Below are 22,471 nucleotides of genomic sequence, written 5' to 3' on the forward strand. Positions count from 1 at the left end.
AAAAATAAATTAGCAGAAAGCCGATTGCTATTACCTAAGTGAAAGGGGCTCAACCGTTTTTTCAAGGGTTTTAAATTGAGTAAAGAAATGTTTTTTGGAGAAAACGATATCATTATTAAAAGAGTGTGCTATAATTTTGGTGAAACGTTTCTATAAAAACTATTGAGGAGTTTATACATGAAAGCCATCGAGTTAAAGCAACTTCTTAAGCAAATGACAATTTCGGAAAAAATCGGGCAATTACAACAACTTACTGCGGATTTTTTCACTTCGGGTGCTTCCGAGATTACTGGACCGGTTAAGGAAGCGAATCTAAGCCCAGAAATGATTTATCAGGCCGGGTCTATTCTAGGCGTTTCCGATAAAGAGAAGGTTCGGGCCATTCAAGCAGAATATTTAGCAAAGAATCGCCTAAAAATACCGCTACTATTTATGGCCGATGTTATCCATGGTTATAAGGAGATCTTCCCGATACCATTGGCTATGGCAGCAACATGGAATCCTGAGCTTGTACGACAAACGGCTGAATTTGCTGCGAAAGAATCGTATGTCAATGGATTGCATGTAACTTTCTCGCCCATGGTTGATCTCGTTCGGGATCCACGCTGGGGAAGAGTGATGGAATACAATGGTGAAGATCCTTATTTGAACAGTAGGATGGCGCGCGCCTACGTCCAAGGTTACCAAGGTGATCAAAACGATTTAAGACAACCCAATACTATCGCCGCCACTGTTAAGCATTTTGCGGCATATGGTGCGGTCGAAGCAGGACGTGAATATAACACTGTTGATTTATCGCGCTGGCAACTTTTTGAGAACTATTTAACCGGGTATCAAGCGGCGATCGATGCCGGTGCAAAGTTAGTCATGACATCTTTCAATATTTTTGAAGGAATCCCAGTCACTGCAAATGAGTATGTTTTACGAACGGTGCTCCGTGATAAATTGGGTTTTAAGGGAACTGTAATTTCTGATTGGGATGCGGTTGAAGAGATAATTAATCATGGTACGGCGAGTACAGGAAGTGCTGCCGCTGAGCAAGCCCTGCGCGCTGGTGTTGATATTGAAATGATGAGTTTTAATTACAACAAATTTCTTGAAGCTTTAGTTGATAAAGGGATTCTGTCAGTGTCGCTGATCGATGAGGCGGTTTTGCAGATATTGACACTAAAAAATGAACTGGGTATCTTTGAAGATCCATTTCGAGGATTAGATGCAACGTTAACAGAACAAGACCAAGTAAACGGTACAAAATTAGCGCTAACTGCCGCTAAAGAATCGTTGGTTCTTGTGGAGAATAAGCAGAAGGCACTACCCCTAGATGAACGAAAATCAGTCATTGTATTGGGATCGTTGGCAAACACAGGTGAATTGTTAGGTGGATGGTCTTGGCATGGGCAACCTCAAGAAACGGAGTCAATAATCGCCGCACTTGACCACGCTAAAATCAAATACAGATTTGTTGATGATCAAAATCACACGGCGCTTAACCATCTCGATGAAATTTCGGGTGATAGTATCTTGCTATTCTTGGGGGAACCGGCTAGCCAAACTGGTGAGGCCACCAGTAAGACTGACCTTCGATTGACATCGACACAACGGCGGCTCTTATCGTTGGCTGCTAGCTCGGGTAAAAAAGTGATCTCAATCATTATGAGTGGACGTCCGTTGATCGATTCAGAGATTTATGAAAAAAGCAATGCGGTTTTGTTAGCTTGGTATGGCGGTAGTGAGGTGGCTCAAGCAATCTGTACAACCATTTTTGGAAAGAACAATCCTAGTGGGAAACTACCGATGTCCGTACCTAGAAATGTTGGTCAGATACCAATTTATTATAATCATTATTCAACGGGTCGTCCGGAGACAAGTCCCGACGAGAAAGATAAATATGTTTCAAAGTACCTTGACAGTAGCAACCAGCCGAGATATCCGTTTGGTTTTGGACTTAGTTATTCAAACTTTGAATATGGGATCCCTAAATTATCTTCGGCAGTCTTGACTAAGACTAAATCAATTGAGTTGATGGTCGATGTGACAAACACAAGTCTCCAAAGCGGTGTTGAAACAGTGCAACTATACATTCACGCACTTGTTGGCGAGACCGTTCGTCCAGTTAAACAATTGATAAATTTCAAAAGAATTATGTTAGAGTCTCATGAAACACGGCGAGTTATTTTTACGATCAGCGAAACGGATCTACGTTACGTTCACAGCAATTTACAAAGTAAGAGTGATCTGGGTGATTTTGAGTATTTTATCGGTTCAGACTCAAATGTAAATAAAAAAGGAAATTTCGAATTGAGGGATGTTGAGTGATCAAAGTAAAAAATGAGAAGATCGCGTTTGATTTTCTTAAAAACGGCGCAGTACGAGCGATTCATGCAGATTCATTTATGATCAATCAGAGCATAGGAAATAATCTTGATGGAAGTATTGGTAATATTTATTTACGCATTGTTGACGAGCGAGGTAACTATCATAGCAGACCACTAATGGGACCACGGTCTGGCAGTGACTTTTATGTTGCAAAGAATAAACCCCAGGCTAAGTGGCAAGGCTCTTTTATGAGTGTTGACTATACCTTATCGCTACGGTTAGGGTCTAAGAGCTGGTTTTGGCATATTGCATTAAATAACCCAGAGCAGAAAACATGCGATCTTTTCTATACACAGGATTTAGGTTTAGCCTTGCCAGGAACGGTAATGAGTAATGAGGCATATGTTTCACAGTATATCGATCATAAAATAGTTGATGATCAGGTGCTGTCTAGACAGAATCAAGCACAAGATGGTAGCTATCCAGCACTACAGGAAGGTGCGCTTTCAACATTAGATAGCTATTCAACAGATGGCTATCAGTTTTACGGTTTAGATTATCGCCGGACTAATATCCCGCGTGCATTAGAAGAGGCACATTTATTAAGTCAAAATTATCAATATGAATTTGCCTTAACTGCATTAAAGAGTCCGATCACAAGCACAGCTGAATATGACTATACTTTTTATGCTTGCTATGATTCGAATCATCCCGAGCAGATTACTGAATGTCTATTGAAGAAAAACGAGTTGCGCGAGGAGTTTGCGGCTATTTCAGTGTCAACGGATTGGCAGCTGATCGGTGAGGGCGCCTTCTTAGATTTTGGCTATTTATCAGGTGAGCAAGTAGGTAGTGACTTCATTAAGGAACATTTCCCTGAGCGTTGTCAATCCGAAAAAATTGCAGGGGATCTAGCGGCATTTTTCACACCTGCAGGTGATCATGTCGTTTTACAGAATAAAGAAATGGTTTCCGAGCGCCCTACAGGAAATATTATTTTATCAAACTTAAATTATCATCCTAAAAGTCGTAAGTTAGCAACTACTGCATATATGAGTGGGGTGTTCAACTCTCAGATTGTTTTTGGTAACACTTCCAACAATAAATTCGTCACGAATGCCAGAAATTCATTGAATGTTTTAAAAAATTCTGGACAGCGGATTTATCTTAAACGACAAGGCAAATGGAACCTTTTGGGATTGCCGTCGGTCTTTGAAATGGGTATTAATTTCAATAAATGGGTTTACGAGTTGTCCGATGATCGACTAGTGGTAACGACTTATACGAGTGGATTATCAGATCAAGTTGTTTTAGAATTTCAAGCGCAAAAGAAATATGACATTTTGGTCACGACGCAGGTTGGGATGGGCGATGTTGAGTATCAAGACTCATTCAATGTTACGGTAGACAGCAAGGGGTTTGAATTTAGTCCTAAGAATGAGACACCGATGGCACAACATAACCCGGCCATTTCGTATACACTTCGGAATCAGAGCGTGGCTTCGGCCAGACCAGTAGCGATGGATAAATGGTTATTCAATGTTGATTCGGCTGATCAAACGCTCTTTGGCCTTGAATTCAAGCAGGTCAATTCTTTTCAGTTGACCATGGCCGTTACTTTTAATGAATCTGAGCTACCGGTAGTTGAAAGTGAAGCGAAGTCTATCCAGCTGTTTCAAGAAACTTATCACCACCTATTAGGCGAAATTCAACTCAGTGCGCTATCAAACGCTGATCCACGAATAAGTGATCAAATTGAAAAAATGAATTTAATTACCTATTGGTATGCACATGATGCAATGATTCATCTGCTTTCGCCACATGGATTAGAACAGTATGGTGGGGCAGCTTGGGGAACTCGAGATGTCTGTCAAGGTCCATTGGAATTTTTCATTGCTACTAGAAATTTCGATTATGCACGAGAAATTATTTTGACGGTTTATGCACATCAACAACTTGAAACAGGTAATTGGCCACAGTGGTTTATGTTTGATGAATATGAGGAGATTTTCTCTGATGAAAGTCATGGTGATGTGATCGTTTGGCCAATGAAAGCATTAGCCGCATATTTAAAGGCCACCGGGGACATCAGCATTCTTGATGAGAAGATCTCGTGGTTCTCCGCTAAACAGAAACGTACGACCGAGAAATCGGGTTCACTGTTTGATCATTTACAGCAAGAAATCAACTATATTCGTGATCACTTCTTCAAAGGCACAGTTATCTCAGAATATGGTGATGGCGATTGGGATGACACCCTACAACCGGCCAATGCTGCTGACAAAAAGAGAATGGCAAGCACATGGACCGTGGAGTTGACCTATCAAGCGCTGACAGAATTAAATTCTAATATGAGTGATTATGATCCTGATTTCTATCATTTGACCACAAAATTGATCGATCAACTTAAAAGACAGTTTCGTAAATATTTTGAGCCTCAAGATATTTTGCCAGGATTTATCAGTTTTGAGGCTGATGGGACTGTTCGGAAGATCATTCATCCAGATGATTCACGAACAGGAATCAATTACCGTCTTTTACCGATGACTCGAGGTATCCTTAGTCATCTTCTTAATGAGGAAGAAATCAATCAACACTTGCAAATCATTCGTAAGGAGTTAATAGCACCAGATGCGGTCCGACTGATGAGTGCGCCCGCTGAGTATCAAGGTGGCGTCAGCCATATTTTTAAACGAGCTGAGCAGGCTGCTAATTTTGGGCGCGAAATAGGATTAGCGTATATCCATGCAAACATCAGGTTTATTGAGGCTTTATCAGAACTACATGATCAATCCGCTTGGGACTTCGCGCAAAGAATAATTCCAATCAATATTAAAAATGAAGTTGAGAATGCCGCACCTAGGCAGGCCAATGCGTACTTTAGTAGTTCGGACGCTGACTTTATGGATCGTTATGCTGCTCGTAAAGATTTTGCAAAGATAAAGGCAGGGAAAGTACCTGTCAAAGGTGGTTGGAAAATCTATTCTAGTGGACCAGGAATCTTTTTGAGCACAATTTTCACTAAAATATTGGGCATTCGTATTCAAGACGATAAAATAATCATTGATCCAGTTATTCCAGACGAGATTTGGAAGACTGGTTTGCTGGTTTCGCTAAAGGTTTTCGAAAAAACGATTAAGATCAAGTACCTGATCACAACTGACGAATCTACTAATAACGAGCAGAAGAGTTGGTTTATCAAGGATTTGAGGGATGGCGAGACATTGGTGATAAAAAAATAGTCAAAAGGGTTGAAAACGCTAACAGAAAGTGTATAATCATGTTTGTAGAAACGTTTCACCATAAAATAATTTAAGTTCTGTGGAGGGCATTCATCATGAAGAAAAGCGTACTATTATCGCTGGTCAGTGTTGCTGTATTAGGGATCTTGCTATCAGGCTGTGGCAAGAAAGCAAGCTCATCAGGTTCCGAATCAAAAACGTTAAATGTATGGGCTATGGGTGATGAGGCAAAAGTAATGCCAACAATGGCGAAAGCTTTCACCAAAGAAACCGGAATAAAAGTTAAAGTACAAGCACTTCCTTGGAGCAACGCGCATGACAAATTACTAACCGCAGTTGCTTCTAAGGGTGGTCCTGATGTCGTTCAACTTGGTACTACCTGGATGCCTGAATTTCAAAAAGCTGGCGCACTTGAAGATATGAGTGCCTATACAGATAAATACAATAATCTAAAATCTGAAAATTTCCTACCTGGAGCCGTTCGTACAACCAAATATGATGGCAAATTTTATGGGACTCCTTGGGTCAGTGAGACGCGTGTATTATTTTATCGGACCGATACGCTCAAGAGCGTCGGATACGATCAAGCTCCTCAAACTTGGAATGAACTGAAAGATGCCGCGAAGAAATTAAGTGCACGCGGTAAGGATAAGTATGGAATTACGATCGATATGAAAGAGCAATCATTGGGCTTCATGTTCGCTCGTCAAAATGGCTCAAAATTGATCACTAACGATTTTAAAGATCCACAATTCAATAAGGCACCATTTACAGAAGCGGTTTCCTACTTGTCAGAGTTTATCCAGAAGGGCTACGCACCTAAAGCTGATTTAGGTATGGATGTTTCACAAACCTTTACAGGCGATGATCCTATCGTGCCAATGTTTATTAGTGGCCCATGGATGATTACCGCTGTTAAAGATACAGCTAAAGGGATCGATGGTAAATGGGCTGTTGCTGAATTACCAAAGGGTTCCAAAAACAACATTTCTAGCTTAGGCGGATCAGATTTGACTATTTGGAAATATGGTAAGAATAAGAATAATGCGGCTAAGTTTATTGATTTCATGTCAACAAAGAAGAATCAACTTAAATTTATGAAGCTTTCTAATGATTTACCTGCGCTTAAGTCAGCTTGGAAAGATGATTCATTAGCAAAGGATCCTTATCTGAGCGTTGTTGGTAAACAAATCAAAACTGCAATGCCAATGCCAGAAACACCAAAGTTCGAAGAGTTAGCACAGTCATATTTGAAACACTTTGAGAGTATCGCTGTTGGTAATGCCGATGTAAAAACAGAAATGAACACATTCAATGATGAGGCGAAAACAACTTTGCAATCAAACTAGGGACAGAAAGTGGTTGTGGGCAATGTCCTGCAATCGCTTTTTCTGTTTGAGGAGGTACAAGAAATGACAAAGTTTTTTAATAAACGTGCACCATACTTGTTTGTCTCACCAGCAATCCTTCTGTTGTTAATGTTTTCTATTATCCCGATCCTAATTGCCTTTGTTATTAGTTTTACGGATATGAGTTTAAATGGACTAGCAGATTTCTCGTTGATTAAATTTGTTGGTGTCGCAAACTATGTTAAGGTGTTTCAGGATCCAATATTTGTTAAAGCACTAGGAAATACGGTTTTTTATGTAATTATTGGTGTTCCACTGGTTATTGTTTGTTCGTTAGGCTTGGCACTGCTCATCAACTTTGGGCAGAATAAAGTCTTTAGTTTCTTTCGTCTAGTTTTTTATTCACCGTCAATTACTAACGTTGTGGCGGTCGCGGTAGTTTGGGCCTATCTATATAATCCGCAATTTGGATTATTCAATTATTTACTGAAGTTAATTGGCTTGCAACCAGTCCCTTGGCTACAAGATCCGATCGTGGCTAAAATATCTTTGATTTTGCTGGCGCTTTGGCGGGCGATCGGGGTCAACATGATTATTTTTCTGGCTGCACTTCAAGGAATTCCCAAAGCCTATTATGAGGCAGCGGAATTGGACGGTGCCAATGCCCGTCAGCGACTATTCCACATTACGATCCCAATGCTTAAATTTGCGACCTTCTTCGTTTCAGTCACGACATTGATCGGTTGGATCCAATTCTTTGAAGAGCCATTTGTTATGACGCAGGGCGGACCATTAGATAGCACCACTTCTTTGGCCCTGTTTATCTATAGAAATGGTTTCCAACTAAGTAAATTTGGTTATGCTGCCGCAGGATCATTCGTCTTGTTTGTTATCATTATTTTGGTGACCTTATTACAATTTAGGATTCAGCGGAAACAAGAAGAGACCGAGCTATAATCGCGTTAATCAAGTGAGGAAGTGTTGAATAATGAAAGAAAAAACAGTTGGTCAAAAATGGATAGTTGGCGTGATTTTAGCAATTTTAGGATTGATCTTTATCTTACCTTTGGTTTGGATGATCCTTTCTTCGTTTAAAACGGAATCTGAGTTATTCACAATACCACCTACCGTTTTCCCCAAGCATTTTACTTGGGATAACTTCAATAAATTATTTACGAGTTTTAACTTTGCACAATATCTTAAGAATACTTTGATCATTGTCCTGTTCAGCTTTTTTGGAATGTTTTTGAATGCAATGGCTGCCTATGGTTTTGCTAAATTTAAGTTTAAAGGAAAAAACTTTCTGTTCTTTATCGTACTTGCGACGATGATGATTCCTGGGCAAGTAACGATGATCCCCGTTTACTTGATCATGAATTCTCTTGGCCTCACTAATACAATGGCCGGGATTATTTTGCCGGGATTAGTTGGTGCGTTTGGTATTTTCCTATTCAGACAGTTTATTAGTACCATTTCGACAGAAATTCTAGAGGCTGCTAGATTAGACGGCGCCAGTGAATGGTTTATATTTTGGCATATCGTGATTCCAATCTGCAAACCGATTTTAGCGGTTCAGGGGATCCTTACTTTTATCGCCGGTTGGAATTCATTCTTGTGGCCATTGATCATGGCAAATGACGATAAGTACTATACTCTTTCCGTCGGACTTTCGTTATTAAAAGGACAATACGCTTCAAACTATGCCTTACAAATGGCCGGATCTACATTTATGGTCGTCCCGATCATTATAATCTTTATGATGTTCCAAAAATATATTTTGCAAGGATTTAATGTCTCTGGGATGAAGTAGTGAGAAAAGAATCTAATATGTGATTTTTTTAAGAATTTGAAAAAATAGTGAAATCTTTGGTATAATAATACCATGGTAGTTGACTCGATAATTAGGGCGATTGATGGATAATAGTATTCTTCTGAAAAAGACAATAATAAGACTGGGAAACAAGACATCTTCGTCTTGAACCAGTCTTATTTTGAATAGCAAATGGAGTGACCAAATTGGTTGGAATAAAGGATCTAGCAGCAGAACTAGGGGTTTCCATTTCGACAGTTTCATATGCAATGAATGATAATCCCAAAATACCACTTAAAACGCGACAAAGGATTAAAAAAAAAGCGAGCGAAATGGGCTACCAGCCTAATATTGCTGGAAAGATGTTGAAGCATAAACAAAATAATCTGATTGGTATATATTTCCATGATTTTGGGGGCTATTTTTATGCTGATATTGTTGAAGGTATTCGGCAAGTGGCCAATAAGCATGGTTACGAGGTAATCGTTTGTGTTGGGGAAAACACACATTCTTTCATTCCCCGTGGTTTGGTTGCTGCTGCGATTATTTTGGACGTTTCCTTTCCAACTAGTGAATTAGAGCGGTATGCTAAAGCCGGCGCTAAAATCATCTGCATGGATCGAACGATCGTGGGAGCCAATATTAGTAACATTCGCATTGATAATGGTCGAGGGGCTGAGTTGGCGATCGAGTATCTGTTGAATATGAAGGCTCAGTCCTTACTATTTATAACGGGACCAAGTGATTCGTTTGATAGCAATGAACGGTTGAAAATATCACTGCAAGTTATGGAAGATCACCAAACAGTGCCATTTCAAATCGTTCAAGGCGACTTTACGATCGAGAGTGGGAAAAGAATTGGTTTAGATCACGCGACCTCAATAGTACCGAATTTAGGTGTTTTTTCATTTAATGATGAAATGGCAGTAGGTTTTTTGGATAGTATTTCGAAAGACCGATTTGCACATGCACAACTTCACTTAATTGGTTTTGATAACGATTTGTTAGGTGAATATATCGCACCAAAATTGACCACGATTAATTATTCTAAATCGGAATGGGGACGGTTAGCGATGGAAAAGCTGATTCAATTACTCAAGAATAAAAATCAAGAATTGGACTCAGACATACTGTCCGTGAATTTGATTTCACGGGAATCGTAGACCATATCATCAAAATAATTGTCTAGATCTCGATTGATTAGGCTAAGTCCCAGAATCAAATAGCCCCTTTCATCAGGAGATCGGAGAATCTCCTAATATTCGGACTATCCTTGTTGTTGACGCATAAATACCCAGTTAAATGGCAAATATAGGGTCTGTTATTTGATGAATAGTTACATAGAATCAAATATTGGGTGCTTTGATTTCCTAGGCCACTAACATCATCGTTTTTGAATATTATAGTACAAAAAAACCGCATTTCTTTAAGAAGTCGCGGTTTTTTAGTAGTGAAAAGTGATATCAAAACGTGCTGAGCGCCCCAGCTTCTTCCGCTTAGCTACGCGATTGTTCCGGAGGCTAAGACCAGCCTCCAAAACAATTGCTAGGCTAATGCTCAGAAGCAACCCGGGTCGCTCTGCATTCTGATTTGAAACGTGCTACGAGGTGCAGACCGCTGCGCCTTAAAGTATCTGCTTGCCCAATCTGCTGCGCAGCTTAGTCAATCAGATAAATTAATGCTCACGGTCTAACCGCACCTCTTCGCACTCTGATTTTGAAACGTGCTGCGCGCAACTGCTTTCTGCGCCGATACGCAATTTGTCACAGATTGTCTAGAGCCAATCTGCAACAAATCGCTAGTCGTGCTCAAAAGCAACCCGTTGCGCTCAGCACTCTGACTATTTTTTCAAATTCTTCTCAACATAGTCTTTGATTTGGGCGTCGGTCATGTCCAGCATTGGCTTCATGGCCTCTTCAGTCTTGATTGTGTCACGATCATTTGCTTCCATGATATGGTCCCAAATGGCGTCGCGAATGACATCTTTGTCCTCGCTCCAATCGAATACCTCATTCATCCGCAGATTTAAAACTTCTGGTTCAGTTTGTTTGTAATCAGCCATCATGAATACCTCCTATTTTTGTTCACTTTCATTATAGGGCGCCTGACGTAAAATGGCGTGAAAAACGCCTTGCGTTTTTCGTGGCGCTTTCCAGAGAAACGGCGTGGCACTAGGGCCACGCCGCGAAAATCTCTTTGAAAAAAGTTGACTGGATAGGTTGGCAGCCAGGTTCTCATCTCGCTTAGACTTGATGAAAAATTCGCTGGTCGTGAGCTGGTGGACAAGACCGCGTTAACCGCCGTCTGTGTGGAGCCGACTGTCTGAAGTTGGCCGCTCGAAGCTGACTACGTGGAGCTGACTAAAGCTGACTACTCGAAGCCGCCTGCTTGAAGTTGACTACTTGAAGCCAACCGTTTGAATCGAACGACTCGAAGTTGACTACACTCGGAGCTGTTTTCATAGCTTGGTGATTTGTATCCGGGTTGTCAGCGCACATAGAAAGGATTGGCCAGCACCAGCAGTTGTTGCTGAGTTTGCCCCCGGGCGGTTCCCCAGAGTTCCACGCGCAGGTAGCCGACTTTTAGGAGGACAGGCAGTTCCAGCGGTGTATCTGGGGGCCAAGGAATGTCACAGCTAACGGTCTCGTTTTGGAAAATCCGGACCCGTTGCGCGACAAAGCCGAATTGGCGCATTTTGGCTTGGGTGGTCGCTTGAAACGTCAGCTGGACCAAGGCGGGACCGGTGGCCAAGGTGGCGCCCATTTCGTAGGTTTGGCCATTCTGGGTCAGGGCTAGGGTCAAGCGTGGACCCAGGCTCAAGTAAAAATTGCCTTGGGCCAAATTACGCAGGGCGTTGCTGGTGGTGCGTTCCTGACAACCGAGGTATAACAACGCCGTGTTCTTGGTGGCGGGCTCATCGTCGTGCCAATCGCGACCGGCGCTGGCGGCGACTCGCTGGCCCGCCGCCAAACGGGTCAGCCACAGTTGGTAGGCTTGCTGACTGCGGCGACTCTGGTCCGGCGCGGCGCCGTTCCAAACTTCAACGAAATCCAATAATTGTTGATCATGGACGGGAAAATCCCAACGACAACCGGTACAAAGCGGGCTACCCACGGCATAAGGATGGGCGCAACCGGTGATTCCGCCGACCGCCTTGAGCTGACGTAACGCAGCATCGATCGTAGCCGGAGTCACCGGACGCCAATCGATGAATTCTCGCGCCCCCCAAACCAATAAATGTCCGTAAAAAGTGGTCCATTCCATACCCGGCAAAATCACCAGGTCAGTGGTTGCCGTTAATTTTTGACAGTCGTGTAAGGCGGCGCTGGTGTTGTGGTCGGTGATCGCCAGGATCTCGTAACCGAACGCTTGAGCCTTAGCCAGTAATTCGGCGGTGGCGAAGTGGCCATCGCTGTGTTTCGTGTGGGCGTGCAATTCGGTCAAATAGTAGTCACTCATCTAAATCGCCTCGATCCGCAAGTTGACTTCAACCAAGTGGGAGCGCAGGCAATGGGTGCTTAACTGGACTTCCCAAGGGCCCGCCGCGATCTCGTGGGGAAGTAGCCCCCAAGAAGACTGATCGCAGGTTAGCCACAGTTGTTGCGTGGCGCTTTTGTTATGGTAACAGCCGAGATAATCGGCCCCGCAAGCTAGCGAGACCGTGATCAGATTGTCCAAGGGCAGGAAATCCGCCGCTTGGAGCTTGGCCCTTTCCGTGGCGGTAAACGCCGTGGGCAGGGCCGCCGTGATCACCGGCAAAGCTTCGGCGGGGGCCACTTGGCTGGGGGTGTAGCTGAAGGTAAGGCGCAATTTCTGATAAGATTCGGTTAAAACAAAAGGAACTTTGAGCTGACGCCGCTCGTCTTGCGGACTTAAACGCCATTGTTGCGCTAGAATCAAAGTCATCTTTTTCCCTCTTTTCATTTGTGCCTCGGTTTTTGATACAGGTTCGGCCCGCAAGCACTTCACGACCATTTTCTGCGGGCAGGACTTGCGCGATCGTGGGCGGGATTATTGCCGTTGCCGCAGATTGTTCACGATATAAAAAGATGCAGATAATGAGCAGATCAGGAACATGATCACCGATAACGCGGCGGTCCGTTCGTAATTAACATAATTGTTGAATTGGTCGAACAAGGCGATGCCCAACATTTTGGGATGATTGCCGCCAATCAAGAAAGGGGTGGTGAACGAGCCCACATTCCCCATGAAAATAAACGTGGTGGCGATCAGGATTTCCTTGAAGGTGTTGGGTAGAACCACTTTGACCAAAATCAGTAGTTTGCCAGCGCCAATATCTGTCGCCGCCTCGATGCTGGCCGGCTTCAAGGCGCTTAAACTGGCCAACATGATCAAGGTGACGAAGGGGATGTTGTACCACAGATTCATCAGAATGATCCCCGATTCGTGATACATCAGCCCGGGCTTGAAATTACCGCCCCAGAGCCGACTGAGCCGATTGAGCACGCCGGCGTCGCGGATCACCATGATCAGCGAATAGGTCGCCACCAAGCCGGGAATGAACCGCGGCACCACGGTCAAGGAACGCAACCAGCGACTGACCCAGCTGGGACTGAAATGCAGATACAGCGCCAAGCCGTAGCCTAGCACCATCGCCAGCGCCACCGTGGCCACCACGATCCGCAAGGTGAAGGCGAAATTATCCCGTTGCAGTGGATCAATGAAGAAGTAACGATAATTGTCCCAAGTGAACTGTTGGGTCTTGCTGTCGCGGAAGCTCCGCAAAAACGTGTTACCGATCGGATAAACAATGAAGCCCATCACCAGCAAAAACGCGGGCAGCGTCAGTAGATAAGGCAGACAACGCCGCCCCCAAAGCTTGAAGAAACGCCGGTGGGCCGAAATTTGGCTGGCCGAACTGGTTTGACTGATTTGATCGGGTTCGCTGATAGAATCGCTGCTGTCCTTGGCGGTGATTGCCAGGATGGGGCTCTCATGGCGCAGATTTTGCTCCAGCTCCGTCTTGAGATTGTCTGCTAGACTGCCATTGATTTGATCGTTGAGGTCGTCATTCAGGCCGTCGTTCATTTGGCCAACGTCCCGATTTGCCGATCCCATTGCGCGGTCAGTTCGCTACCTAAGTCGCCGATACTGATGATCCGGAAGTGGTCAATGTCCAAGCCCGCCAAGCGTTTGGAGTTTTCCGAGTTCAAGGTGCTACTATCCACAACTGGAATCGCCGCCATTTTGTCCAAAAGGATTTGTTGGCCTTCCTTGCTGATCATGAAATTCATCACTGCCTGGGCGCCTTCAGGGTTCGAGCCGACGCTAGGAATCGCCAAGCAGTCCACGTCGCCGGTGAAAGCAGGCGCCAACTGGGTCAATTTCACGGTTTCAGGCAAGCCGCCGTTGGCCAAATTAGTGATGGTCATGTCAGCCCAAGCGGGAATCATGTCCACCTCGCCATTGGCCAACAGATCCAAGGTGCCCTGGTTCTTGTTCGGATAAACCACTTTTCCGCCAGATTTGTACAAGTAAGGATGCAATTCTTTCAACAGATCAAAGCCCTTGTTCCATTCTTTCTGCCATTTCGGATCTGAATCAGACAACGCCTTCTCCGGCAAAAAGTTGTACAGCGAAGATTGCACGAAAGAACTACCAGAACCGCCAGAACCTGGAGTGTTGTAAGCGAAACGTCCAGGGTGCGACTTGATCCAAGTGTAAAGTTCTTGGGTGGTTTTCGGTGGCTTGGGTACCCGTTTTGAATCGTAAGCCAGCACCACGGTTGTGCCCCGGTATGGCATGATTACGCCTTTACCATCAGAAACCTTGGTGATCACGTTCTTCGCGTTAGGCACGTTGCTTTCCTTGTAAGCCGTGAAAAAGTCCTTGCCGCCTTCTTTGACATAGGATGAAAAGCTCCCGTCAGACATTAAAATCAGATCATACTTGGTGTTTTTCTGATTGGTTTTCTTCGCGGCCAACAGGCGACTGGACAAGCTTTGCGCGCCACCGCCGGACATGATGAATTCCAATTTCATTTTATATTTCTTGCCGTTTTCACTCTTGTTGAAAGCTGTCACGATTGCTTCCATGCTTTCTCGCACGTTGTCAGAACCGCCGGCCCACAACGTTACCGTCGACGGACCTGCCGCCTTCTTCGTTTTCTCCGCGGACGCCTTATTGGCGCATCCCGTTAACGCTCCCGTCAAGCAAAGCGCGGCCGCACCTACGGCTAACCATTGATACCATTTCTTTTTCAAAATAATTCTCCCCCTGATGTTTGCTAAAATGTTCCGTCTGTTTTGTTGTTAAAAGTGATTGCTTGCCAAATTTGCTGGCTGGTAAAAACTGTTATTATCAAAGCTTTTTCTGTAAACACGGTCAGTTGTAGTCCTGCTTTTCCTGAAAACAGTGTGGGCGGCCATCGTAGTCGTCGCCGCTTATTTCCCCGCAGTTAGGGCCGGCGCGCCATAAGTCTTGGCCTTGTTAACGGTGACGTAGACTTGTTGGCGCGGCTGATATTGGGCCAGCGCCACCTTGTCGACGAAAACTTTCAACGGTTGTTCCTGATAGGTCAAGGTGATGATGCCGTAATGACCGGCGCTGCTGACGTGTTCGATCTGGGCCAAGAAATCACCTTGATCCGCAGATAGCGTCGCGTCTTCAGGGCGAAATGCCTGCACATCCATGCCTTGATCGAGAAAATTCATTTCCCCGATGAAAGAAGCCGTGTAACGATTGATTGGATTTTCATAGATGTTTTGCGGTGTGTCGATCTGGGCGATGCTGCCCTTGTCCATGACCACGATGCGGTCGGACAACGCCATCGCCTCTTCTTGGTCGTGAGTGACAAAGGCCACGGTCACGCCGGTTTCCCGCTGGATCCGTTTCAATTCCTCCCGCATTTGTTGGCGAATTTTCGCGTCCAAAGCGGAATATGGTTCGTCCAGCAGCAAAACGGAAGGCTCTAGCAAGAGCGAACGGCCGATGGCGATCCGCTGTTGTTGCCCGCCAGAAAGTTGGCTGGGATATTTCTTAACTACTTCCGGCATCCGCAAAAGTTGCAACATGGCGGTGATCTTTTCACGGATCTTACTTTTCGCCATTTTCCGCAGTTTCAGGCCGAACGCTAAGTTTTCATAAACAGTCATGTGGTCCCATAAATTGTAACTTTGGAAAACCATGCTGGTCGGCCGTTTGTTCGCCGGCAACTCGGTCACGTCCTGGCCGTCGATCAGAATGTGGCCAGAATCAACGCCTTGAAAGCCGCCCAGACAGCGGAGGATCGTGCTTTTGCCACAGCCGGATGGTCCCAGCAGCGTCAAGATCTCGCCATTTCTGATTTCCAAATCAATGTCGTGGATGCCATCACCGTTTTCATAAACTTTGGAAATGTGATTGATTCTTACTTTGATTTCTGTCATATTCGTGGTTCACTGGCAGCTGAAAATTACATCATGATGCCGCCAGAGAGGATCCCCTTTCCAAATAGTTTGCGACAAACGAGCAAGATGATCACCGTGGGAATCAGCAACAACACGGAGAAAACCGCGCCGGCCATCGGTGGATAGTCTAAAATCATGCCGTACATCGAGGTCGCCATGGTTTTGACTTCGGGAAAGCCAACTAAAAGTGTGCCCTGCGCCTCTTCCAACGACCCCAGAAATGAGAACATTGCTGCCACCGCGATTCCCGGGAGCGCGATCGGCATGGTGATCGACAGGAACGTCCGTAACGGCCCCGCGCCCACATCCCGCGCCGCTTCTTCTTGTTGGATCCGGATTTTCTGAAAAGCGCCCGAAGGAATCCAGATCATGAAAAGTAACATGTTCAAAACGTGGATGATCACCACGCCCGTCAACGTTCCCATCAAATGAAACCGATAAAACAAAATGCCGATCGCCGTATACAGCCCGATTTTAGGGAAAGCGTTGGTCAACAAGAATGAAAAAAGAAAGAAACTTTTCCCCTTAAATTGTAAACGCGCCACCGCATAAGCTGCGGGCAGGCAGATCATCAAGGAAATCGAGGTGGCGATCAAGGCAATCAACAACGAGTTCAACATCACTTGCAGTAATTCCGGCTGACCCAGAATGTAGCGCCACCACTGCAAACCAAAGCGCGTCGGCAGCAAATGCGGCGCCTGATAACGCTCGGCGAAGATCAGCATGGCCGTGTTCAACAATGGCCCGAAAAAGAATAGAAAGAAAACAATGAAAATCAACGAATCAATCACGTATTTCTTTCCGAAAGTATAAAAAATCCGCCTGGGACTTAGGTGCTTCATAAGTTCCTCCCCAATACAAAAACTGAATTTGGTCACACAATCAACCACCCGGTGGCTAAACTCAAACGACTGGCGCGCCAGCCGTGCCCTCCTTTCTGAAAACTGTTTATAATATTAAGCAATCAACGTAAAGTAATTGTAAACATTAGGTAAATTTGCTGTAAATCGCTGCCGCGAGAGCGACTGTTTTTCCCGAGAATTTGGGGAAGAAAAGCCCCTCCTGCGTAAGAGGGCAGTGTGAAGGACTAATCGCGCAGAAGTTGTCATTTATCAAGGAGTAGAATGATATAATGGTTCTATTAAGATCAAGAAGTTTAGGTGGTTGGCAAGATGGAAAAAGGGCTTTATGAGCGTTTGATTGATCAGCGCTTAGCGACAATTTTGCAGACGTTAACGGATGACGTCACTCGGGCCAAGGTAGACGACAGTGAATTGCCGTTTTATTTGGCGGATCAATTGAAACGCTTGGCTTTGGCCCATTTTCTTGATGAGAAAACGGCGGAGCAGATTCCCGATTTTAATCGGTTGGTTGAATTGTTGCGGGCAGATGGATCCTTGTCCACTACAAAGGATGAAGAATTGCTGCTCACAGAAATTCGCGCGCAAAAGACTGCGGCGCAAATTGTGCCAGAAACAAAATTAGTGGAACCGACGCTGTTTACTGGTCGGAGCTCGAAGAATTTTCCTAGTTTGGCCAGCGAATTTAATAAAGAAATCCGCTCCAGTAATGAGATTGATTTGATCGTGTCGTTTATCAAAGTTGGCGGAATTAACACCATTTATGAAAGCTTGAAGACCTTTACGGAAAACGGGGGACAACTCCGGATTTTGACGACCACTTACATGGGGGCCTCCGACGCCAAGGCCATTCAGCGCCTGGCGCAACTGCCCAATACGCAGGTGAAGGTTTCCTACGATACGAAGGCGATTCGTTTACATGCTAAAACTTATATTTTCCAACGGGCGACCGGCTTTTCCACGGCTTATATTGGCTCGTCTAATATCTCCAATGCGGCGCTGACTTCCGGCCGAGAATGGAATGTTAAAGTCACCAACGCGCGCTTGCCTGAATTGTACAAGCAACTCATTAGTGAGTTTGACTTGTTTTGGAATTCGTCGGATTTTGAGCGTTATGATCCACAACAAGATTTCCCCCGCTTGGATCAGGAATTGGGGACGGCTCAGCTAACGCCCGGAACGGCTTTGCCCCTGGCTTATTTCGACATTAAGCCCTATCCTTATCAGCAGAAAATTCTCGATGAATTGTCGAATAAGCGCAAAAATGGGGTGAACCGCAATCTGGTGGTAATGGCCACCGGCACGGGCAAAACGATTGTCGCGGCGCTGGACTTCAAGCGGTTTTTTCGGGATAACCCGCAGGCTAAACTGCTGTTTATTGCCCATACCGTTGAAATTACGCAGCAAGCTTTGGCGACTTTCCGCCAAGTGTTGCAGGATCAAAACTTTGGTAGCTTGCTGGATGGCATCAATAAGCCGGCCAGTTTGACCCATGTATTCGCGACGATTCAGACCTTTCGCAAACTCGTGGCTGATTTTCCGGCGGATTATTATCATTACATTATTATTGACGAGGCCCATCACACCGGCGCCCCTACTTATTGGCAAACCTTGGATCAGCTCCAACCACAAATTCTGCTGGGTCTGACTGCGACACCAGATCGGATGGATGGCTTCGATATTTTGGGCCATTTCGACCAACAAATCTCCGCCGAACTCAATCTGTTTGACGCGATTGAGCAAGAGTATTTGGCGCCGTTTCAGTATTTCGGAATTTCTGATAGCGTCGATTTAGCCCAAATTGAATTTCATGCTGGCGATTATGATTTGCCGGCACTTTCGCAAGCTCTGTCCAACGAAAATCGCTTAAACACGATTTTCGCGGCCCTGGAACGCTATGGCCTGGCCACAAACCAGATTAAAGCGATCGGTTTCTGTGTCGATCAAGACCACGCTAAATATATGGCCGCCAAATTTACAGAGCGCGGCATCCCGGCGACCTATTTGATCAGCGCCGAATCTGAGCGCCGGGCTGAAGTACGCCGCGCACTACAAAGTGGGCAGGTCAACTTTGTTTTCACTGTGAATATGTATAACGAAGGCGTCGATTTCCCTGAGGTCAACACCGTGCTGTTCCTGCGGCCAACCCAGTCGAAGACAATTTTCCTGCAACAATTAGGTCGGGGCTTGCGCCGAGCGGAAGGCAAAGATTTCTTAACCGTCCTCGACTTTATCGGTGGCCAAAATAAAAAGTATAATTTCCAGACCAAGTTCAAAGCACTGATTCGCAAAGGCACCGTGCGGGCAGCGGTGGAAAACGACTTTCCCTATGTTCCTGCCGGATCGGTTGTGCAATTGGAGCGGGTGGCCAAGGAAACCGTCCTCCAAAATTTGCGCCAACAAGCTACAGGCAAGAAATGGTTCCAAAATGAGGTCCGCGAATTTCAGGATTCTTACGAACTAGCGCCAACATTAGCCAATCTGGTGGCCAAACTCGACGTCACACCAACCGAGATTTATACCGAGTTGTTGGACAAGAACACCACCTTAACTGATCTGCGGCAAGGGCCCCAAGCGCAAAGTGCCAACTATGCCTACGCCTTCAAGAACCTCGCGCCCAATAACAATAAGCATGTGTTTAAATTGTTGTTGAAGCCAGAACCAGCGCGCCTATCGGATCAAGATTATCGCTATTTATATGCCACTTTTTTCTCAGGAATTAAAAAAGGGACCGACAAATTCGTGGAAGTCCGTCAATTTCTTGCACAACCGAATGCCGCTTTACAGGCTGAACTTCAGGAATTAATTACCTATAAACAGCAACATGATTATTTGGAAGACGGCGTCGATGAGCACGGCTTCGTCAAATACGGCACCTATACCAACGCCCAAATTATGGCGCATTTGCCCGGGATGGAGCGAACTTTTGTCAACACATCCGGCGTGCTCAACATCAAGGCTCGCAACAGCGAAGTCCTCTTCGTCACTCTGGAGAAGAGCGAACAAGACTACTCACCATTGACCATGTACCAAGACTTCCTGATCAACCGCCACGAGCTCCACTGGGAAGGCCCCCACAACCGCGGCAATAAATACGCTCAAGAACTGGCAAGCCGCGACGCCATCCTCCTCTTCATTCGCAAAAATAAACGCAGCACCAACTATTACTACCTCGGCGCCGTCCAACCCGGCACCATCACCGGCGCCAACCCCATCCAAACCAACTTCACCGTCAATGAAGACATCCCCGGACAAATTTATCAAGAACTGGTGTGAGGTGAGTCGGGGTAGGGCGGGGAATTGACTGGTTAAGCGGGAGATAAGTGCGGTTTTATCGCTTGGGAAATGAGCGATAAGATGGAAATAGCGAAAATATACGGAATAATGAGCAAGATCGATCGAAGAAAACACGCAAATTTTACGATAAAGAATCAATATACAGCAATAACTCTTCAAAACGGAAACTGAGGGCCAATATAAGGACTCTGTAGCCGTTCTGAGTATCCCCCTATTAGACCTGCTTGAAACCTCTGAACGAGGCAAAATATTCGATTATGTAAAAAATAAATAGTGAAAGCGGTTGCAAAGTTGTTTTGCTTATGATATAATTAGAACATAAAAAGACCACTATGATATTGCAGTATCATCAGCGGCCAAGAGTTAAAACTATCTGCGTTGTCTTCACTTTAACACTAAAAGTGTGGCTTTTCAATACGCTGAATAATAAAATATCACTTTAAGTGAGAAAATCGGTATTGTTTGTCACACGTTGGGTAAGAAAAATAGGATTGACTTTTGGCTGAATGTCTTTTTAAATCTAATAAATTTAGAAAGGATTTTGTCAATGGCAAAATTTAATGAGTATTTTCGATGCAATGGTAAGGAATATTATAATCCGTCTTTGGATAAGGAAGAAAAACACTTCATCGATCCTAACAAAATCGGTAAGATAAATATTCCTGGCTTTAACGGTCAATCTGCAAAGCAGAGAATTGCATCCTTCTGTACCTATGCCTTTGAATTATATTTATCTGGAGATTTGGCGAGTGCCTATGATCTCCTCAGTATTCCTAAAGAGGTCAATGCCACAAGAATTGGTTGGGGTAAAGTGGACTATCACGGGAAGGGAACATCCTATGACATTCTCGAACCAGTTTTTCGCCCAATTAAAGTTATTAAGGATGCTGGCCTTTCTACCGATTCAATGTCTAAGCATATTGAATTCTTTACTATCATCGCGCCTAATTTTGCTGAGGATCGTTTGTCGGACCTCATTACAAATATTATTTGTGATTTTCTTGTTGAATTCACACAGTTTATCTGCACCGAGCAGAATATACCTATGGTTTCAGGAGCAGAAATTGAATATTTTGATGAGAGTACAAAGAAATGGTGTACAAAGGTGGTTGAGTTACCTGTTGATGAGCTGGGCAGGCCAATTATTCTCATTCCAAATAAGAGTGTAGTCGACACGTATCCCTTTAGAGCTGATTCCTTTGTTAGAAGTGTTATTTTTGAATCATTGCAGTCTAAAGCGTTAGCTGCAGGAGAAAAAATATCGAAAAAGAAGCTTTGGAAAAAAGAGGTAAGGCCACTTGGCAAAGGTATGACAAAAAAATATGTTCTCCAAGAAATAATTAGAAATCCGAAACTGTTTGATTATTATCTTGATAGACTAGAATTTTTTGCTTAATACTAAAGATTTCAACTTTATAAGTGATTTTTAAGAAAATATTTGAGTCGAAAGAATTATGATGATTAGTCTTTAGGATTAGTTGTCATAATTCTTTTTTTGTGGATGCGCCTTATGAATATATGCGGCACGATAAGAATTGGGTGACTTATGTAAAGTAGGTTGTAGTGGGGATTGAGACTGACATCAAATTAATGAGCTCTGCACTTGCGGACATTCATGGCAGAAAAAGTAAGGCGACTTAGATAAACTCGGTTAATATTAGCAGGCACAAATCCCTGGAGTTCTGACGCTGTGGGATTTTGGGGTGGTTTAGGAATAGAAGTCCTCTTGGCATGACTGTTTGTCACAAACTAGATATTGATGAATGCTGTGTGGTGATAAGCGCTGAATCGTTATTTATGTCGTTAACCAAGTTCTTAAGAACTCGCTCTTCCTCGAATCAGTATCTAAACACGATTCGGATGGATACAATTCAACAATAAGTTTATAGATAGCGTTTTTCCATCAGCCCTTCGTGATATAATCTACTCATATGCTCCGTTTATTTATTGAGTGACAGGAGGTGCGGGATGGGCATCACGTATAAGAAACTTTGGAAGATATTAATCGACAAAGAAATGAACAAGACTCAGCTAAGAAATCGCGCTGGTGTGAGCAGTAATGTTATCGCAAAGCTCGGTAAGAATGAACCGGTTGCGCTTGAGTCGTTGGTGAGAATCTCAGAGGCATTGGATGTAGACATCAGTGAAATTATTAGCCTTGAGAAGACCAAGAAAATAGTATGATGTA

At 44.4% G+C, this 22,471-nt stretch carries 16 protein-coding genes; 9 read left to right on the plus strand and 7 right to left on the minus strand.

The window, feature by feature from the left end:
* Window positions 1–177 precede the first annotated feature (177 nt).
* The 6 genes from OCU21_RS07265 (at window position 178) to OCU21_RS07290 (ending at window position 9,880) form a co-directional block, all read left to right on the plus strand.
* A complete protein-coding gene (locus OCU21_RS07265; protein WP_261806775.1) occupies window positions 178–2,316 on the plus strand; it encodes a glycoside hydrolase family 3 N-terminal domain-containing protein in 2,139 nt (712 codons plus the stop codon).
* Window positions 2,313–5,558 (plus strand): GH36-type glycosyl hydrolase domain-containing protein, encoded by a 3,246-nt coding sequence (locus OCU21_RS07270; RefSeq protein ID WP_261806776.1) that lies wholly within the window; start codon window positions 2,313–2,315, stop codon window positions 5,556–5,558. Before OCU21_RS07265 ends, OCU21_RS07270 begins: the two co-directional genes overlap by 4 nt.
* 95 nt (window positions 5,559–5,653) lie before the next feature.
* The gene (locus OCU21_RS07275) at window positions 5,654–6,907 is read left to right on the plus strand and encodes a sugar ABC transporter substrate-binding protein (protein ID WP_261806777.1); all 1,254 of its coding nucleotides are present in this window, start codon (window positions 5,654–5,656) and stop codon (window positions 6,905–6,907) included.
* Between the two features lie 63 nt (window positions 6,908–6,970).
* Window positions 6,971–7,864, plus strand: a complete 894-nt coding sequence (locus tag OCU21_RS07280; RefSeq protein ID WP_261806778.1) for a carbohydrate ABC transporter permease — start codon at window positions 6,971–6,973, stop codon at window positions 7,862–7,864.
* 31 nt (window positions 7,865–7,895) lie between these two features.
* On the plus strand, window positions 7,896–8,717 hold the full coding sequence (locus tag OCU21_RS07285) for a carbohydrate ABC transporter permease (RefSeq protein ID WP_261806779.1): 822 nt from the start codon (window positions 7,896–7,898) through the stop codon (window positions 8,715–8,717).
* A gap of 206 nt (window positions 8,718–8,923) precedes the next feature.
* On the plus strand, window positions 8,924–9,880 hold the full coding sequence (locus OCU21_RS07290; RefSeq protein WP_261806780.1) for a LacI family DNA-binding transcriptional regulator: 957 nt from the start codon (window positions 8,924–8,926) through the stop codon (window positions 9,878–9,880).
* A gap of 677 nt (window positions 9,881–10,557) precedes the next feature.
* Here OCU21_RS07290 and OCU21_RS07295 read toward each other — a convergent pair.
* The 7 genes from OCU21_RS07295 to OCU21_RS07325 all read right to left on the minus strand — a co-directional run bounded on the left by OCU21_RS07295 (window position 10,558) and on the right by OCU21_RS07325 (window position 16,968).
* On the minus strand, window positions 10,558–10,779 hold the full coding sequence (locus tag OCU21_RS07295) for a P8 family protein (protein WP_261806781.1): 222 nt from the start codon (window positions 10,777–10,779) through the stop codon (window positions 10,558–10,560).
* A gap of 425 nt (window positions 10,780–11,204) precedes the next feature.
* On the minus strand, window positions 11,205–12,176 hold the full coding sequence (locus OCU21_RS07300; protein ID WP_261806782.1) for a CehA/McbA family metallohydrolase: 972 nt from the start codon (window positions 12,174–12,176) through the stop codon (window positions 11,205–11,207).
* Window positions 12,177–12,623 carry a hypothetical protein gene (locus OCU21_RS07305; protein ID WP_261806783.1) on the minus strand — a complete coding sequence of 149 codons (447 nt, stop codon included), beginning with the start codon at window positions 12,621–12,623 and terminating at the stop codon, window positions 12,177–12,179.
* Window positions 12,624–12,728: 105 nt separating this feature from the next.
* Window positions 12,729–13,766, minus strand: coding sequence for an ABC transporter permease (locus tag OCU21_RS07310; protein WP_261806784.1), 1,038 nt, complete (start codon window positions 13,764–13,766; stop codon window positions 12,729–12,731).
* Window positions 13,763–14,941: an extracellular solute-binding protein gene (locus OCU21_RS07315; protein WP_261806785.1), complete on the minus strand. Its 1,179-nt coding sequence runs from the start codon at window positions 14,939–14,941 to the stop codon at window positions 13,763–13,765. Before OCU21_RS07315 ends, OCU21_RS07310 begins: the two co-directional genes overlap by 4 nt.
* 180 nt (window positions 14,942–15,121) lie before the next feature.
* The gene (locus tag OCU21_RS07320) at window positions 15,122–16,105 is read right to left on the minus strand and encodes an ABC transporter ATP-binding protein (protein ID WP_261806786.1); all 984 of its coding nucleotides are present in this window, start codon (window positions 16,103–16,105) and stop codon (window positions 15,122–15,124) included.
* Between the two features lie 26 nt (window positions 16,106–16,131).
* On the minus strand, window positions 16,132–16,968 hold the full coding sequence (locus tag OCU21_RS07325) for an ABC transporter permease (protein WP_261806787.1): 837 nt from the start codon (window positions 16,966–16,968) through the stop codon (window positions 16,132–16,134).
* 330 nt (window positions 16,969–17,298) lie between these two features.
* On the opposite strand from OCU21_RS07325, the gene OCU21_RS07330 reads away from it, so the two are divergent.
* From OCU21_RS07330 to OCU21_RS07340, 3 genes are all read left to right on the plus strand, one after another.
* On the plus strand, window positions 17,299–20,262 hold the full coding sequence (locus tag OCU21_RS07330; RefSeq protein ID WP_261806788.1) for a DEAD/DEAH box helicase: 2,964 nt from the start codon (window positions 17,299–17,301) through the stop codon (window positions 20,260–20,262).
* 568 nt (window positions 20,263–20,830) lie between these two features.
* On the plus strand, window positions 20,831–21,679 hold the full coding sequence (locus OCU21_RS07335) for a DUF8370 family protein (protein WP_261806789.1): 849 nt from the start codon (window positions 20,831–20,833) through the stop codon (window positions 21,677–21,679).
* Between the two features lie 572 nt (window positions 21,680–22,251).
* Window positions 22,252–22,467 (plus strand): helix-turn-helix domain-containing protein, encoded by a 216-nt coding sequence (locus tag OCU21_RS07340; RefSeq protein ID WP_261806790.1) that lies wholly within the window; start codon window positions 22,252–22,254, stop codon window positions 22,465–22,467.
* Window positions 22,468–22,471 lie beyond the last annotated feature (4 nt).

Origin of the sequence: Lapidilactobacillus luobeiensis (assembly GCF_024345205.1) — a bacterium.
In the GTDB taxonomy this organism is placed as follows: Bacteria; Bacillota; Bacilli; order Lactobacillales; family Lactobacillaceae; genus Lapidilactobacillus; species Lapidilactobacillus luobeiensis.

Coding starts and splice junctions, on each gene's coding strand:
- OCU21_RS07335 (WP_261806789.1), top strand. CDS start 20,831: ATGGCAAAATTTAATGAGTATTTTCGATGCAATGGTAAGGAATATTAT.
- OCU21_RS07310 (WP_261806784.1), bottom strand. CDS start 13,766: ATGAACGACGGCCTGAATGACGACCTCAACGATCAAATCAATGGCAGT.
- OCU21_RS07265 (WP_261806775.1), top strand. CDS start 178: ATGAAAGCCATCGAGTTAAAGCAACTTCTTAAGCAAATGACAATTTCG.
- OCU21_RS07320 (WP_261806786.1), bottom strand. CDS start 16,105: ATGACAGAAATCAAAGTAAGAATCAATCACATTTCCAAAGTTTATGAA.
- OCU21_RS07280 (WP_261806778.1), top strand. CDS start 6,971: ATGACAAAGTTTTTTAATAAACGTGCACCATACTTGTTTGTCTCACCA.
- OCU21_RS07285 (WP_261806779.1), top strand. CDS start 7,896: ATGAAAGAAAAAACAGTTGGTCAAAAATGGATAGTTGGCGTGATTTTA.
- OCU21_RS07330 (WP_261806788.1), top strand. CDS start 17,299: ATGGAAAAAGGGCTTTATGAGCGTTTGATTGATCAGCGCTTAGCGACA.
- OCU21_RS07275 (WP_261806777.1), top strand. CDS start 5,654: ATGAAGAAAAGCGTACTATTATCGCTGGTCAGTGTTGCTGTATTAGGG.
- OCU21_RS07305 (WP_261806783.1), bottom strand. CDS start 12,623: ATGACTTTGATTCTAGCGCAACAATGGCGTTTAAGTCCGCAAGACGAG.
- OCU21_RS07340 (WP_261806790.1), top strand. CDS start 22,252: ATGGGCATCACGTATAAGAAACTTTGGAAGATATTAATCGACAAAGAA.
- OCU21_RS07300 (WP_261806782.1), bottom strand. CDS start 12,176: ATGAGTGACTACTATTTGACCGAATTGCACGCCCACACGAAACACAGC.
- OCU21_RS07295 (WP_261806781.1), bottom strand. CDS start 10,779: ATGGCTGATTACAAACAAACTGAACCAGAAGTTTTAAATCTGCGGATG.
- OCU21_RS07325 (WP_261806787.1), bottom strand. CDS start 16,968: ATGAAGCACCTAAGTCCCAGGCGGATTTTTTATACTTTCGGAAAGAAA.